General features: G+C 50.8%; 9 protein-coding genes. 2 read left to right on the top strand and 7 right to left on the bottom strand.

Annotated features, from left to right (window positions below; genetic code table 11):
- Window position 1 precedes the first annotated feature (1 nt).
- Window positions 2-3,118, bottom strand: a complete 3,117-nt coding sequence (locus tag DEV76_RS17120) for a SusC/RagA family TonB-linked outer membrane protein (protein WP_157962943.1) — start codon at window positions 3,116-3,118, stop codon at window positions 2-4.
- 28 nt (window positions 3,119-3,146) lie between these two features.
- Here DEV76_RS17120 and DEV76_RS25975 point away from each other — a divergent pair, with 28 nt between their 5' ends.
- Complete coding sequence (locus DEV76_RS25975; RefSeq protein WP_157962942.1) at window positions 3,147-3,311, top strand: hypothetical protein; 165 nt, start codon at window positions 3,147-3,149, stop codon at window positions 3,309-3,311.
- 317 nt (window positions 3,312-3,628) lie between these two features.
- Here DEV76_RS25975 and DEV76_RS17115 read toward each other — a convergent pair whose 3' ends face one another.
- The 6 genes from DEV76_RS17115 to DEV76_RS17090 all read right to left on the bottom strand — a co-directional run bounded on the left by DEV76_RS17115 (window position 3,629) and on the right by DEV76_RS17090 (window position 14,868).
- Window positions 3,629-5,245, bottom strand: a complete 1,617-nt coding sequence (locus DEV76_RS17115; RefSeq protein ID WP_109699145.1) for a SusD/RagB family nutrient-binding outer membrane lipoprotein — start codon at window positions 5,243-5,245, stop codon at window positions 3,629-3,631.
- Between the two features lie 18 nt (window positions 5,246-5,263).
- The gene (locus tag DEV76_RS17110; protein ID WP_109699144.1) at window positions 5,264-9,040 is read right to left on the bottom strand and encodes a SusC/RagA family TonB-linked outer membrane protein; all 3,777 of its coding nucleotides are present in this window, start codon (window positions 9,038-9,040) and stop codon (window positions 5,264-5,266) included.
- Window positions 9,041-9,180: 140 nt separating this feature from the next.
- The gene (locus tag DEV76_RS17105) at window positions 9,181-10,257 is read right to left on the bottom strand and encodes a FecR family protein (protein WP_109699143.1); all 1,077 of its coding nucleotides are present in this window, start codon (window positions 10,255-10,257) and stop codon (window positions 9,181-9,183) included.
- 67 nt (window positions 10,258-10,324) lie between these two features.
- Window positions 10,325-10,888, bottom strand: coding sequence for an RNA polymerase sigma factor (locus DEV76_RS17100; protein WP_232826974.1), 564 nt, complete (start codon window positions 10,886-10,888; stop codon window positions 10,325-10,327).
- Window positions 10,889-11,028: 140 nt separating this feature from the next.
- Complete coding sequence (locus DEV76_RS17095) at window positions 11,029-11,658, bottom strand: response regulator transcription factor (RefSeq protein WP_232826973.1); 630 nt, start codon at window positions 11,656-11,658, stop codon at window positions 11,029-11,031.
- 84 nt (window positions 11,659-11,742) lie between these two features.
- A complete protein-coding gene (locus DEV76_RS17090; RefSeq protein ID WP_109699140.1) occupies window positions 11,743-14,868 on the bottom strand; it encodes a ligand-binding sensor domain-containing protein in 3,126 nt (1,041 codons plus the stop codon).
- Between the two features lie 107 nt (window positions 14,869-14,975).
- Between DEV76_RS17090 and DEV76_RS17085 the strand changes: the two genes are divergently transcribed.
- The gene (locus DEV76_RS17085) at window positions 14,976-16,007 is read left to right on the top strand and encodes a WD40/YVTN/BNR-like repeat-containing protein (protein ID WP_109699139.1); all 1,032 of its coding nucleotides are present in this window, start codon (window positions 14,976-14,978) and stop codon (window positions 16,005-16,007) included.
- The last annotated feature ends 233 nt before the right edge of the window (window positions 16,008-16,240 follow it).

The raw sequence follows: 16,240 nt of genomic DNA, 5'->3' as shown, positions 1-16,240 counted from the left end.
ATTAGAAGGTGACGTTAACGCCAAACACGGCAGACCATACAGGAGGTGTATCCGCAGCAAGGTTACCGGCAGTTTCAGGATCGAGGCCACCATATTTTTTCACGAAAGGTGAGAACAGAATGAACGGATCTTCCACGGTGGAATATACGCGGAGGTTCCCCAGTCCGATCCTTTTCAGTACTACCGGTGAGAAAGTATAGCCCAGCCCGATACTGCGGATTTTCACGAACGATCCGTCGAAATAGCTGAGCAGGCTAACGTTGGGCGCATTCGTGTTGTTCGCATTAGGTTTGGGATAGCGGGTTTCACCGTTGGTGGGCGTCCAGTAATTCACGCGCAGGTTATTGTAATTGCTCTGGTACGTGTGTACGAAAGCGTTACCACTCTTATGCAGGTTACTGGAGATCATGCCACCCATTCTGGCGAAGGCGCCGATGGTAAGGTCGAAGCCGCGGTAGGTGAACCGGTTGGTCATACCACCCTGCCATTTCGGTTGCGGGGAACCGATGAAAGTACGATCGTCTGCATTCATTTTTTTATCACCATTTACGTCACGGTAACGGATGTTGCCGATTACAGAACCGTTGCCGGTGAGGGTTTGCTTGTAATCTCGCGCCATGGCACTATCTGCCGGGGTATTCTGCCAGATGCCATCCAGCACCAGGTCGTAATACACACCGATGGGCTGGCCTACAAAGCGGCCGTTGGAAATATCGTTGATCACACCGTCGGAAAGTTCTGTGATACGACCACGGTTCATGAAAAAGTTCAGATCGGTGCTCCAGCCAAATCCTTCCCTGCTTTTCGGCACCACGTTCTGCGTACTCAGCTGAATCTCCACGCCTTTGTTCTCCGTTTTCCCTACGTTGAGCAATATCGGCTCAGGAATACCCGATGTGGGCGGCAGGGTTTTAGGTAACAGGAGGTCGCTGGTGCGCTGATGATAGTATTCCGCAGAACCGCTGATCCGGTTATTCCACAGTCCGAATTCCAGACGGATGTTGGCAGTGGAAGTATACTCCCAGGTAAGGTTAGGATTGGGAATGGTGTTGAGATAAGCGCCGATCACCATCTGGTCGGGACCATAGTTGTAACGCACATCCCTCAGGCTGCCCAGCGTCTGGTAAGGATCAATGGCGGTGTTACCTGTACGGCCATATGAGCCGATCACACGCAGGTTATTGATAACAGGATTGCCTTTAAGGAATGCTTCATTGGAAATATTCCACCCCAGTGCCGCAGAGGGGAACAACTGGAAGTGGTTGCCGGGGGCGAGGCGGGAAGAACCGTCGGACCGCATGGTAAGCGTCAGTAAATACCGGTTGTCGTAAGCATAGTTAAGGCGGCCCATGTAGGAGATAATTCCCCACTGCTCCTGCTCGCCTGTGCCCGTATGGTTCTGGCCGAACTGAGGGCCGAAGTACTCGAGGAAGTCTGCCGGTACGTTGTTGTTATTAAAATCATTCCGCTGGTAATTGGATTGCTGGTAGCTGTACATGGCAGTGAATAACACGCGATGCTTGCGGGCAAACGTTTTATCGTAGGTAAGAATGTTTTCCAGTGTATAGTTGGTTGAAAAACGGTTCTGGTTCAGCGAGCGTGATAATGCACCGAGATTATAGGTGGTGTTGCTGGCGGAGAAGCTGCCATACAGATCCGACCTGATTTCCGCACCTGCGTTGAAGCGGTATTTCAGTCCGGGCACGAACTCGTAATCGAGGAAGAGGTTGGTGAACGTACCGAAGCGCTTCCTCCGTTCAGTAACGGCATTGGGCACTTCGTTCGCCAGCGGGTTCCATACCTGGTTGGCATTGCCGATGATGAAGCCCACCAGGTTGCCGGCAGAATCGTAAGGGGAAGCCAGCGGATTGGCACGCAGCGCCTGGCTCATGGGGTTGTTGCTTTCCCCCATATTGATGCTGTAATTATTGAGTGAGCTGAGGCCAACGCGCAGTTTACTGCTGAATGCATGATCTACCGTGGCTTTGAGGGTAAAGCGCTCAAAAGATTGACCGTAGTAGATACCCGTTTCTTTAAAATACGCGCCAGACAGGGCATACTGCGTGGTTTCCGTGCCACCGCTCAGGCCTACCTGGTGATCGGTAGTGGTGCCGGTATGATAGATAAGATCCTGCCAGTCGGTACTGCGCCCGGCTTTCGCGGATTCTATTTCTGTGGGGGTGAACTCCTCTCCTGCCTGGTTCAGGCGCGGATCGTCGATGCCCGTATAAGCTCCGCTGGTGCCGATGGCTCCCCAGTATTTAGCCCATTGTTTAAAACGGAAAAACTCTTCTCCGTTCATGATGGGGAATTTGCCCCGGGGCTTCACCACTCCGGCGTATCCGCTGTATGTAACACGTGCTTTACCTGCTTTACCGCGGCGGGTGGAAATGAGGATGACGCCGTTGGCGCCTCTGGACCCGTAGATGGCCGTGGCAGAAGCGTCTTTCAATACTTCAACAGACACTACATCGTCCTGGTTAAGGTCATTGATATTCCCGTTATAAGGGATGCCATCCACTACAAACAGCGGATCGTTGGAGGCATTCAGCGAGCGGTTGCCCCTGATGAGGATGCGGGGTGCGGCACCGGGCTTATTGTTACCGCCGCCTTTCTGGATATCCACGCCTGCGGCCTGGCCCTGCAGCGCCGCGCTGATATTGTTCGCCGGCGTTTGCTTCAGGGTTTGTTCGCTGATGGAAACGATGGAGCCGGTAACGTCCGATTTCTTCTGTTTACCATATCCCACCACAATTACTTCATTGAGGTCGCCCTTGTCTGCGGCCAGTTGTATACGGAGGTTTGCCGGAGCATCAGTGCCGATGCGTACCTCCTGCGTGGTGTATCCTACATACGAAATACGTAATACACTATTAGGAGCAACGCTGATGGTAAAAGAGCCGTCTTCTTTTGTGGCTACGCCTTCGGAGGAACCGCGTACACCTACAGCGGCGCCGGGCAGCCCTTCTCCCTGCTGGTTGGTAACCGTGCCCTTAACGGAAATGTTGCGCGACTGCCCCATTGCAAATACGGGCAGCAGCAGCAGGAAGAGCCCTGCCAGCAGGGTGCCCGGTGAAGTGCGCCAATTGCATGGCAGCCGGTGGAAAAACTTGTTCATACATGGAATTTTAAAAGCCTGCGAATAAATGGAACGATGGGCCGTAATGGCCATGGAAATGCCTGCGGGAGCTGCCGGGCTCCTGCACCTGTGGCGTGGTGTGGCGGTATGTGCGTATAAGGTCATACAGTACGGGCGTTTAGCGCATGCGGATGCCGCATGGCGTTACGTTTTACTGCAGACGTGCCGCTGATGCCGGGTGCTTCAATGCAAGGCAATTAAATCCCTGCACGGCCCCGGGGCGGTGGAATGTGGAGGATGTTTACGATGGGAAATCATGCATCGCTTTCATCGCCGTGGAATCTGTCGTTTGGCCGGTGTATCTCCCTCACAGTGCAATCGTTTGCATATAACCGGCAAAAAAGAAGCGTTTGTTATACGCTTCATACTAAGTTCGTAAAAATATTGATTCGCAGGTAGTGGAATAAGTGTTTTTTTTACGCACGATAAAAAAAGGCTGCCCGCTTTCGCAGGCAGCCCGGGTCAGTGCTCCATTTCCGACCTCTTAGCTCAAGGCATCCAATATACTTTCTGTAATACCTGCTGGCCAGGGCTGGCACCATTGGTCGCCTTCTGCCAGTTATCATGGTTATTAATGGTTTCGTCGTCAGGATAAGGCAGTTTATTCACTACACTGGGTGTATAATTCGGGTCTTTGGGCGTGAGGCCTGTGCGCCGTACAATGGCCCAGGCTTCCCAGGGCTGGAACATAGTGGCCAGCCATGCCTGTGTGGCGATCTTACGCAATGCATCTGCATCGTTGGCACCATTATACAGCACTTTCGGATTGGTAAGGAAAGCAATCATCTGGCCGGCTGTAGGCGCGGCAGGCTTACTGGGCCAGAAAGATGAATTATTGGTGTATCCGTACCAGAAGTTCACGGAAGCTTTCAATCCGGCTTCATACTCGGCTTTTGCCTTCACAATGTCTTTTGCCACTCCCATACCGCGCTGATAGATTTCTGCTTTCAGGAAATGCACATCTGCTTCCGTGATGATAAGAATGGGATAATACACCCGATCCGCGGCCAGGTTGAAGTTTACAGCTGAGAATTTATTGGCTATATCAGCTCCGATAGCCCTGCGAGTGGTCATGCCTCCTTCAAAGGGCCGTCCACCTTCCGACTGAGAACCATCCTGCGGCTGGGGCGCCCATTTGTCGCGGTTACTTGTCATAAACCATACGTAAGTACGCGGATCGAAAATACCTGCTCCACTGGAATCATTACTGGACGAAAGCTGTTGCCAGACATTACTGCTCATCCTCATATTGGAGATAGACAGCTCTGCGTAGGAATTCCATTTTGCATCGAGGGCCGCGAAAATACCTGCGTTAGAGAAGTTGGTAGGCCAGAGTCCGAAGTTGTCTTTCCAGATATCGGCAGCTGCCACACTCTGATTATTCGGTAAGGGCTTGTTACCGCCTATAATATCGGTGATAATCCCGCTACTGAGTGCATTTTCCTTATTGTAAAGGCGCACGGCGTACCGGAGGCGCAGGGCATTACCAAATTTGCGCCAGGCTTCCAGGTCATTCTTCAGGAAGCTTTCTGAGGCACCTATGCTGGTTTGTCCTGGTGCTGAAGTAAGTCCTTCCACGGCAGTCTTCAGGTCAGCCAGAACGCTCTTATACACGTCTGCCTGCTTATCGTATGCCGGACGGAAGTTTGTGGAACCATCCGCTGCTTTTACTGCCTGGCTGTATGGGATATCGCCGTAATAGTCCAGCATCCGTAATGTGCGGGAAGCGAGGAGAATGGTGGCCATGCTCCGTACATTGGTAAATGCGGCCTTATCCGGCTGTTTATCGATCAGCATCATCAGCTGGCGGTAGTTTTGCAATACCGGATAGTATTGCCCCCAGTACCCTCCTGCATAGTTTACATAAGGCGCCAGGGTGTTCTGGTAAGCCTGCTGGTTGGTGATGGGATACAGCAAACTTACGTTCAGGGCATCGTCGCCATACTTGGTGAACGATTCTACCATGCCGTTGTACAAGCCGGGTATGCTGATCCGGCTGTCGTCTGCATCACTGTATGGTCTGTTCAGGTCTTCAAATCCTTTCCTGCATGCGGCGCTGCCGATGAGGAGGCCGAAGACCAGCAGGCTATATATTTTTCTTTTCATGTTCGGTTCGTTTTGAGTTTAGAGAGAGGCTTTAACAGTGAAGCCAAAGGAGCGGATGCGCGGCATGGAAGAGTATTCGATGCCCTGCTGGTTCCCGATACCGTTCACGCCTTCGGGGTTAAGCCCTTTGGGAATGGTGGTAAAGATGTAGAACAGGTCGCGGCCAATGAGCGAAAGGCTCAGCCCCTGGAATACTCTCGTTTTACGTACCACGCTATTCGGCAGCTGATAGGTCAGCGCTACTTCCCGCAGTTTCATCCATGAATTCTCGAATACCGATGCGGAACGCGGTACACCCAGGTGGTTCCAGGAAGTGTAAGTCTTGAGGTAGTACCATGGTGCTGCTACTACATCCGTATTCTCTTTTCCGTCTGCAAACACTCCATCGAAAACGATACCTGTGTTGGAGGAAGTACCGTCAGGATATACCAGCGGAGCACCTCCGCCGTTACGCTCTTTCACGGTTTCCTGCAGCAGGCCGTTACCCATCGCAGCAGCATAAGTACCGAAGTAAGTATCGCCGCCCAGCTTTGCATCTGCCAGTACGTAGAGGGAGAGGTCTTTATAGCGGAATGTGTTGGAAACACCGCCGGTCATCCAGGGTGTGGCGTTGCCGATAGGCACCTCCGTAGGTGTCAGCACCCACTCGGTTCCTCCGTAATATGTTTTACCACCGGTAGTATAAGTGAGGGGCAGCTGGGATTGGGGGTTCACGGCTCTCTTCACTACTTTCTTACCGTTCAGATAGGTGAAATCCTTTCCATAAAGTGTTCCGTAGCTGTCGCCCACTTTCAGGCGGGTAGAGATACCGCTGCCGCCGAAGAAGTTACCGATGGGAATATTATCAGCTCCTTCATCCAGTGCAAGAATCTTGTTACTGTTATGTGCGCCGTTGATACCAATGGTCCAGGAGAAGTTCTGTGTGCGCACTGGAGTGGCATTGATCACGAATTCCAGGCCCTTATTACCCATAGATCCTCTGTTAAGCACCACCGCTGTAAAGCCGGAAGATTGAGGCAGTGTACCGGTGATGATCTGATCGTAGGTTTTCATGGTATACCCCGTCAGTTCCACGTTCAGCCTGTTCTCAAAGAAGCCCAGCTGAAGGCCCAGCTCATACTGCCGGCTGCGCTGAGGCTTTACGTCCGGCAGTTTGAGTGTGGGTTGGTAGGTCTGAGAAGCCTGCCCGTTGATATTGTTAACATACAAAAGATTGAAAATGCTGTAAGGGTCCGTATCGCTGCCGGTTTCTGCATACGACAGGCTCAACTTGCCGAAGCTCATCCAGGGCAATGATTCCCGAACGCCTTTAATGCCGTCGGAGAATACATAGCTAAGGTTGGCAGACGGATAGAAGTAGGAATTAAAACGCTTATCGAGGGTGGATGACCAGTCGTTACGCGCGGTAACCTGCAGGTAGAGATTTTCCCTGAAAGAGAGATCCAGGAAGCCGAATGCAGAATTGATCTTTTTGGCATAGCGGATCTCCTGGGAAGGATCAGGCTGCTCGGCACCGTTCTTCAGCGAAAATACAAACGGACTGAGGAACTGGCCTTTAGTAGCTGCACTCACCGTATAGTCGTTACGGTAGTACTGCTCAGCACCACCGGTTAAGCTGGCGTTGAAGTCTTTATGCCATAGCCCTTCTTTATGCAAACGCAGCATGGCGGTAAGGTTGCGGCTGAGGTTGCGGGAATTGGCTTCTTTGTAAGCCCCATCTGTTCCCTGAATATTTTTAGGGTATTCGCGCACCTCTGTTCCGTCAGTAGAATTATCGATGCTGCCCTGGCCGGTGAGCGTCAGCCAGTCGGTAAGGTTAGCTGTAAGTCGGATACCACCCAGCAGCTGGTTACGGCGCAGCTCCGTGTTATTCTTTTCAATATTCCACCAGGCATTGGCCATATAGGAATAGTACGGATAAGGAGGAGATCCTGCAGGGAAGTTGCTGGAATTGGTTACATCCCTCCTGGCGCCCTGGGGCGTAAAGTTGTTCATCTTTTCCACATCCGAACGGTAATCACGTGTAGCCGCATAGCTCATACCTGCCAGGTAGCTGCCGGAACCTACGGGAGGCGTATTGAGGCGGTAGTAGCTGATATAGCTGGCAGTAACATCAGCAGTCAGCATCTTGCTTACTTTAATGCTGGAGCCGAGATTAAAGGTGTTGGTGTTGTATTTGGAATTGGGGATGTTCGCTTTACTGTCGTCGCGGGTATATGAAAGGCGTACTGTACCATAATCCCCGCCGCCGGAAAGCGATACGTTATGCTGGTTTACATAACCATCGGGCATAAAGTCTTTCCAGTTATTGGGCTGTGCCGAATAAGGGCGTTCCACGCCATCGTACCACAGTACAGGCTGGTTATCGAACCGCGGGCCCCAGGAAAGGCCGCTGGGGAAGGAAAAGAGATCCCAGGCCTGTGTGCTGTTATCATAAGGCAGCATGCCATAGGCGCCGGTTTTATAATCGCCTGCGCCATATGAGCCGGAATAGGTACCGATCTGATAGCGTTTACCACCTGCGTTTACAGGGAACTGTTTGGGCTGGTCGGCCGTCCAGAGGGAACCTACGAGGCCGGAACCGAAATCGTTCTGGAAATCGAGGAACTCGTATACCTGTGTTTTGCGGGAAGAGAATGAATAATCGAGACCAAGCCCTTTGCGCTGGGTACCTTTTTTACGGGTAACCATGATTACACCGTTACCACCGCGTGCGCCATAGAGTGCTGCTGCCGCGGGGCCTTTCAGTACGGTTACGCTTTCAATATCTTCCGGGTTAATAAAATTAAGGCCTGTACCCCAGTCGTTGTAACTGGAAATATCTGAACCGGGTTTAAGACCGAGGCTACCGCCGCCGTTATTAATACCGTTGCTGTTGATGGGGTCGTTGTTGATAGGTACACCGTCTACCACCACCATAGCGCGGTTATCGCCGGTGAGGGTGGTGTTGCCGCGTACCACTACGCGGGAAGAGCCGCCTTCCACACCGCCGGAAGCCTGGCTGATCTGGAGACCTGCCACTTTACCCATAAGGCCCTGGGCAATGTTGGGAGCCTGTGCAATGGTGAGCTCGTTACCTTTCACGTTTTGCACGGCATATCCCAGTGAGCGCGGGGAGCGCTTTACACCGAGTGCGGTAACCACTACTTCACCCAGCCCCTGTTCATCGGTTTCGAGTGAAACAGTGTAGGCATTGTCGACCGATATGGTGATCTCTTTTGTTTTAAAACCGATGGCTGAAAACACGAGCACATCGCCTTCATTAGCTTCGAGGGAAAACCGTCCTTCCCCGTTTGAGGTGGTGCCTTTGGAGGTACCTTTAATCATTACGGTAACACCGGGGATAACGGCGTTCGACAGTGCATCACGCACAACGCCTGTTACCTGTTTAAAAGCCAGTACGGCAATGGTTTCATCCATTACATCCATACCGCCGGCCATGGTACCGATGCGCTGGCGCTTCAGCACTATCTGGCTGCCAATGGCTTCATAATTGATATTGTAAGGCTGAAACAGAGCAGAGAAAACTTTAGACAATGTTTCATCCTTAGCGCTGATGGAAATTCTTTCTTTTTCGGGAAGCGTATTGCGGGTGTAGGAGAATTTCACGTCAGCCTTCCGGCTGATTTTCTCCAGCACACCTTTGAAGGCTTCGTGCTCTACGGACAGGGTCAGCTTCCTGTCGAGCACACCCTGTTCCGCGCCCGCTATGGCCCTGGCAGGCAAAGCGGTGGCGATGGAAAGCAAACCTAATAGACAGGCCTGCATCCTCGAAGTGGAATAGCTCTTCTTCATAACATTAAACGATTTAGCAGTAATTAAAGACGAACGCCGTCACTGCGGGGGATTACCACAGGGCATGAACTGTCCGGACGGATCCGGTCTGCCGCATGCGTTCATTTTGGTTGTTTAGTTGTTTGTTTCTAAAATCTATTTCATTGTTCTCGGCACCCGTTCCCTTCTATCAGGATGCCATATGTGCTCATAGTGTACGATGCGTCAATAGTTCTCGTGATAACTTTCAACATTTCTTCCAGGCTTTCGTTACCAAGTGTCAGCGTGATATAACAGTTTTCGAAGGTAGTTGCATTGAATTTGATGGGGATGGCGTAATGCTTCTCTAGTGCCAGCAGCACTTCCGCTACAGGGGCTTCCTCAAAGGTAAGGGCTTTCAGCTTCTCCAGCTCCGTTTCCTGTGTAAATGCGCCGGCATATGATTCGGTGACCAGCTCATCCAGCCGTTCCTCATAGCGGCAAAGCTGCCTTGGCAGAACGATGCTGGCAGCTGATTGCTCCAGGTCCTGCCCTTTGAGATAAACCGATACCTTGCCGGTACTTACGGCTACGGATTCTTCCTTTCCGGAAGCAGTAACGCGGAAGCTGGTACCCAGCACTTTCACGACCATTTTGTCGGTATATATATAAAAAGGCTGCTGCGGGTTGGGAACTACGTCGAAAAACGCTTCACCGCTCAGTTTTACTTCTCTTTTGCTGCCATCCATTAATAAGCTGTAGGAAACGCGGGCGCCTTTTGCCAGGATCACACGGGAACCGTCTGGCAGAAAAAGTGCCTGGCTGCCGGAGTTGCCGTTAAACCTTACCACTTCCGGGGATACCTGCTCTTTGGTAATCCCTGCAAGAGGTTGGGAGGTATCTTCGCCACGGAAAAGCAGCCATCCGCCGGCTGCCAGTAAGAGTGCAATGGCTGCTGCTGCCGCCACCCAACGGAGAGGCTTCATCCTTCCTGTCTTTTCCGGCCGGCCGATCCCTTCCCGGATTCTTCCGAAGAGGGCATTTACACTTTCTTCCGGCATGTCTGCACCTGCATATTCTTCTTCCATGGCTATTTCCTGCAGCATTGTGCGGGCATTGCCTGCCAGTGTTGCATTGGTTTCGCTCTCTGCCGCCCAGGCCTCCCAATACGACGCATATCTGCTTTCCGGGTTCAGTACCCAGTCCACAAACCTGTTGTCGAGCAGTAAGGCTTCTATTTTATCGTTGTGCAGATGCATGCGGAACGTGACTATATACTGTAAAGGAACTTTTCAGTGCGGGATACTCACTTTTTACAATATATTTTTACTGACGGGGAGCTTTTACGGAAAAACCCTTCCGCAGGGCTTTCAAGGCACGCTGTACCAGGTTGAGGACCGACTGGTAATTCATATCCATCATTTCCGCGATGTTCTCATAGGGGATATTATCGTAAAAGCGGAGATGGATGGCTTCCTGCTGACGGCGGGGCAGCCCGTCCAGCAGGTTACGGAGTGTTTCCCGGTTCTGGGTTTCCGTTTCCCGGGCTACGATTTCCAGTTCTACATATTCCACCGGCTGATCGCCGGAAGCGAGGCTCATTTCGCCGTTGCTGACGAAAGATTGTTTGGATAAAGCTTTGGAAAGTTTATTGCGCAGGGCGCGGAGGAGGTAGAATTTGGGATAGGGTGTGTCAGAAAGTTGCTGGCGGGTATTCCATATTTCTTCGAAGAGATCCTGAATGCAATCCTGTACCAGTGCGGGATCATCAGTGATTTTAAGGCCGTATCGCATCATGGGCTGGACGTGCGCACGGTACAGGCGCTCAAAAGCGGCAAGATCTCCGCTTTTCATGCGGATCCAATCCATATCGTGGTACGTTGCTCTCAAACAAGGAATTATGCCCTGTTAAAGTATGCATATGCGCGATTTTTTCCTAATACTATTGTGTTAACGTGTAATAATTTATTGGGCACAAAAAAAGGACTCCCTGAACGGGGAGCCCTTTCAAAAATGGCAATAGTCAACCTTTAACGGTTAAAATACTTATTGACAGCGTCCGTCCTGCTGCGTACATGCAGCTTCTCATAAATATTATGGACGTGGCGGCGAACTGTTTCGATGCTGATAAAGAGGTTTCCGGCAATTTCCTTATAAAGGAAGCCTTTGGAAAGCTGGTCAAGAATTTCCTTCTCGCGGGAAGTAAGCGCTTCCAGTGCGGGGTTAGGTTTAGCCTGTTTCTGGAAATAAGCCACTACCCTCCTGGCGATCTGCGAACTCATGGGTGAACCTCCTTCGTGAAGGTCGCGGATTGCGTCCAGTAATTCTCCTGGTGATGTCTTTTTAAGAATGTAACCGCTTGCGCCTGCTTCCAGTGCCATAAAGATCTTATCGTCGTCTTCATACACCGTCAGCATCATAAACTGCATGTCAGGGAACTCCCCCTTCAGCCGCGCTATGCATTCTATGCCGTTCATGCCCGGCAGGTTAAAGTCCATCAACACCACATTGGGTAACAACTGAGGAATCTTTTCAAGCCCATTTTCTGCATTGTTGAAGGCTCCAATGCACGCATATCCCTCGGAACCATTGATCAACAACTCCATGGCCTGTCTGATATCGTGATTGTCTTCAACAATAGCCACAGAGATGATATCCATGCTATTTTGTAGCTTTTTTTTCGAATATACCATCATTTCAATTTAATGACATAACACCAAAATGTTATAAAAAGTAAATTTAGATTAATTTAATGGTATATCTAAGAAAACTGTAGTTCCATTCTGCGAAATGATATCGGCCTGGCCTCCCACCTGCTGCATCCGCTTCTCGATATTCTTCAGTCCGTTGCCGAACAGGCGTACCTTTTCGGGATCAAATCCCTTCCCGTTATCCTTCAGCATAATCGTCATATTTTTAAATACTTTCACTTCGATGATAACTTCCGTTGCCTGTGAGTGCTTCACAACATTATGCAGCGACTCTTTCACGGCCAGGTAAATATGCCTGCGCGTGCCGCCACTCAGCTTAATATTGGGAATGCTTTCGGGAATGATAAAGTGATGCTGGATATGTGCATGTTCCAGAAAATCAGCCGCAAAGCTTCTCATATATGCGATGAGGTTAGCCAGGGAATCGTTCGATGAATTCATGGCCCAGATGATCTCACTCATCTTATCTACCAGCTCCCCTGCCGCTTCCGAGATCCTTTCGATCTCTTTCGTTTGCCCCGTATCCTTGATCTTCCGCTTGGCAATCTCACTCAGCAGCCGGATGGTAGATAATCCGGATCCCAGATCGTCGTGCATATCACTGGATATACGCGCACGCTCCTGATCTACCGCCTGTTCTTTTTCCAGCTTCAGCTTCTCGTTCCTGATCTTGTAATCAAGGTACAATGCGGAGAAATAATATGCTATACCTAATACAAGTAGTAATAGTAAGAACCGGAACCACAGCGACTGCCAGAACGGTATTTTAATGATGATCTGCAAAGTGGTGGGTTCTGTATTCCAGATTTCGTCGTTATTACAGGCCATCACTTTGAACAGGTAGGTGCCGGGAGCGAGGTTGGTATATCTCGCCATCGTTTGGTTGCCGGCCATCAGCCAATCCTCATCCGCCCCTTCCAGCATGTACTTCACTTTGTTCTTCAGGGGGTTGGTAAATTCCAGGGGCACATACTCGATGGCAATGGTATTCAGGTTATAAGGCAGCTCCACCCGGTGCAGTAATGAAATAGCCGTGTCAGATACAAACGGTTTATCCAGTACCTCCAGGCGTTTGATAATAACTTTTGGCGTCCAGGGGTTCGTGCGGAAGTTGCGGGGATAGAAACCCGTTACACCACGAATGCCGCCGAAGAACAACTCGCCGTCCATCGACTTAAAGTAAGCTCCTGTATTAAATTCATTGCTTTGCAGCCCGTCTTCATAGTTGTAAGTCACCAGGTTATCGCCGTTCTGGCGGATGTGCGTAATACCCCGGTTGTGGCTGATCCACATATTGTCTTTATCATCAAGCAGCACGGCGTACACATAATCGCTCACCATGCCCGCATAATCGTAACTGTTATAATGCTTTAGTTTGCGGTAGGTCTCATCGAGCACCAGCAGGCCTTTGTTGGTGGCCAACAGTAGTTGTTTGTGAGCGTTCTTATTGATCGCCTTGATCTCCACATCTTTCAGCCACAGATTGATCTTTTCCCATTTGAAACCGTCCGACTTCCTCACGTACACAGCCGATTTGGTGCCTATATACTGATTGCCCCAGAAATCTTCGAAGAAGCACGTAAGCTGCTCATTATCGAACCGGTGTACTATAGCTGCAGTTAATCCATCATCGGCACTGCTGAATTTCAGGAGGTATTCACCATAGTTGAAATAAGTTTCGCCATTGGGCCGCTTGCTCACGAAAGGATAAATATCATGCTGCGGCGGAAGGCCCAGGGCCTGTACTTTATGCGTCAGGTCCTGGAAGCGCTCGGTTTTAATATCAAACAGGCCAATGGAGCCTTTTACGAAATGGAACCACAGGCTTTCATAATCTTCCCGGCAGATGGCGTGCAGGTTATTGGCCGGGAAACGGCCCGGAGTAACCTCGTTGGAGATCCGCTTAAGATACTTCCCTCCTTTCTCATAAATATCCAGTCCATCCTGCAGCAGGCCCACATACAGCCGCCCGTCGTCGTGTTTATATACAGACTTAACGATGTTATGGGAAATGCGCGGGGAACGGTACAGGGAGAACACTTTTTTGTTGGGAGCGTACTTCTTCAGTCCGTCGCCATCCGTACCTATCCACATGTTATTGCCACGGTCGCGGTAAAGGGCTACGATCTTATTGAAAGAATTGGTCTCGAACGCATTGAAGCTGGTGATGTGGTTAATGATCTCATGATTGGCGATGCTGTAAACCAGTACACCATTGTTTCCCCCGATCCATGCATTGCCTTTCTCATCCATTTCGATGACGCTGGGTGCGAAGGGCTCCTGCAGTTCATTGAGGATACTGAATTTAGAGTCGGAATAGCGGTTAAGTTTGGTATCGAAGATGGTGATATGACCATTGCTTACCAGCAGCAGGGAATCCTTATTGAGTGCACGGATGACAGGCTTTCCGCTGATGGTGGGCAGGCAGAAAGTAGTAAGTCTTGCCGTATGGATATCCATCCGGTACAACTGCTCGTTTTCGAATGAGAGCCAGATGTAGTTATCCTGCATAGCCACGGCCTGTGGCAGCTTGCCGGCTTTTACATATGCCGGCGGATAGAGAATAATCTTTTTGAGTTCGTAGGTAGACGTGTTGAGCTGGTACAATCCTTTCGCCGGGCGCCATACCCACAGGGTTTGTGTGGCGGGGTCTTCTCCGAGGATTTTAAATTTGGGCAGGAAATCACGCTCGGCTTCGTTGACATATACACTGTCGGCGAAAACGAGACGGAATTCACCCTTATAACTGTCGTACAGGCTGATACCTGCATTATGCGCTACAAACAGCTGGTTCTGATGGTCGAGATAAAAGAGGTGGTTGCGGGTACCGTGCAGGCCGAAGCTTTTAACAACGGCACGCCCCAGCTGGGCGGCGGAGTTGTAAACGATCCGTTCTTTGAGCTTATCGGGGCGTTCTGCGGCAGGATTATAGCGGAACTCGTTGAAAACATACCCGTCGAACCGGTTAACCCCGTCGAAGGTAGAAATCCAGAGAAAGCCTTCCGGCCCCTGGATAATGCTGCCGATACTATTCTGCGACAAGCCGTTATCAACGCTGTAGGCATCGAAATTGTAACTGCGTTCCTGTGCGGTAGCAGTATAAAAAAGGGCCAGTATCCAGCAAAGTACGAGGATGCTTGTCTGAAAAATTGATCGCATCGGGTAGTCGAATATGTCTTAGGAGGTTTGCAAATATATAATTCTCGCTTACACTTTGTAACGAATTTGTATTTTTCTTCATTATTATTGCTGAAAACGAACCGTATATGAAATTCCGAGTGTTGACAGCCTTGCTGTTCACCATGAGCCACATCCTTTCCGCCCAGGCCCCTCCTCTGAAGGCCCTGCCGGTCCCTAAGATCGAACAGGTGGCTACGGCCCCTATTTCAAGCATCCGGGGGCTGAGTGTGGTAAGCGACAGCGTGGCATGGGTATCTGGTACGCAGGGCAAAGCAGGCCGAACTACGGACGGTGGTAAAACCTGGCAGTGGTTTACAGTGCCCGGCTGTGATTCGGTAGACTTCCGGGATGTGGAAGGCTTCACCGGTGAGCGGGCCGTGCTGATGGGAATTGCCTCCCCCGCCAGGATCTTCCTCACGGAAGACGGCGGGAAGAACTGGGAACAGGTTTACTTTAACAACGACTCCGCTATATTCCTCGATGCCATGGAGTTTTACGGCGACCGTAAGGGATTCATCGCCGGAGACCCTATTAATGGCAATTTTAAAGGGCTAATTACGCCTGACGGTGGTAAAACCTGGTATAATCACCCTATGCCTCCCGCAGATTCGGGAGAAGCCTGTTTTGCCGCCAGCGGCACCACCCTAAGAGCCCTTCCCGGAGCACAGGTAGCTTTTGCTTCCGGTGGTACCCATAGCAGGTTTTACCGCCTGCATGGCCGCAAATGGCAGGTTACGGAATGGCCGGCCAACCAGGGACAATCATCCACCGGCATCTTTTCCTTTGCGTTTTACAATGATAAACAAGGTGTTGCAGTAGGCGGCGACTATCAGAAGCCTGAAATCGTGAAAGGTAACTGCCTCCTGACGACAGACGGGGGCGCCAGCTGGACAGCACCTGCTGCTCCACCGCGCGGCTACCGCTCGGCAGTGGAATATATCGACAAGAACCTGGTGATATGTACCGGTCCGGATGGAACCGACTGGTCGGGCGATGGGGGTAAAACCTGGCAGGCGCTTCCCGGGGAAGGGTACCATGCAGTACGAAGGGCCAAAACAGGGCGTACGGTGTACCTGGCAGGTGCCAGAGGAAGGATCGCTGTGGTAAGGGGAATGTAAACGCATGCAAAAGGGCGCCCTGGAAAGAACGCCCTGTTACAATACGCTTATTGTATCACAACCGGAACAATAGGTTAAAGCAAAAAGTACATTTACTACAAGTTAAATCATCTCACTGCTATCTCACCGGACAATCTCGCCAACACAGGGATTTTTTTTGTAAAAGCCCGAATTGCTCCGTTTAATGCAGGGAAAAAGTATTTTTTAATTAATTTAGATCAAAGGCGGCCCCT

It is taken from the genome of Chitinophaga deserti (genome assembly GCF_003149455.1).
Classification (GTDB): domain Bacteria; phylum Bacteroidota; class Bacteroidia; order Chitinophagales; family Chitinophagaceae; genus Chitinophaga; species Chitinophaga deserti.
This window is presented reverse-complemented; position numbering and strand designations above follow the sequence as displayed.

Excerpts from the sequence above, each read along its gene's own strand:
- DEV76_RS17120 (WP_157962943.1), bottom strand. The coding sequence starts at position 3,118 with ATGAACAAGTTTTTCCACCGGCTGCCATGCAATTGGCGCACTTCACCG.
- DEV76_RS25975 (WP_157962942.1), top strand. The coding sequence starts at position 3,147 with ATGGAACGATGGGCCGTAATGGCCATGGAAATGCCTGCGGGAGCTGCC.
- DEV76_RS17115 (WP_109699145.1), bottom strand. The coding sequence starts at position 5,245 with ATGAAAAGAAAAATATATAGCCTGCTGGTCTTCGGCCTCCTCATCGGC.
- DEV76_RS17110 (WP_109699144.1), bottom strand. The coding sequence starts at position 9,040 with ATGAAGAAGAGCTATTCCACTTCGAGGATGCAGGCCTGTCTATTAGGT.
- DEV76_RS17105 (WP_109699143.1), bottom strand. The coding sequence starts at position 10,257 with ATGCATCTGCACAACGATAAAATAGAAGCCTTACTGCTCGACAACAGG.
- DEV76_RS17095 (WP_232826973.1), bottom strand. The coding sequence starts at position 11,658 with ATGGATATCATCTCTGTGGCTATTGTTGAAGACAATCACGATATCAGA.
- DEV76_RS17090 (WP_109699140.1), bottom strand. The coding sequence starts at position 14,868 with ATGCGATCAATTTTTCAGACAAGCATCCTCGTACTTTGCTGGATACTG.
- DEV76_RS17085 (WP_109699139.1), top strand. The coding sequence starts at position 14,976 with ATGAAATTCCGAGTGTTGACAGCCTTGCTGTTCACCATGAGCCACATC.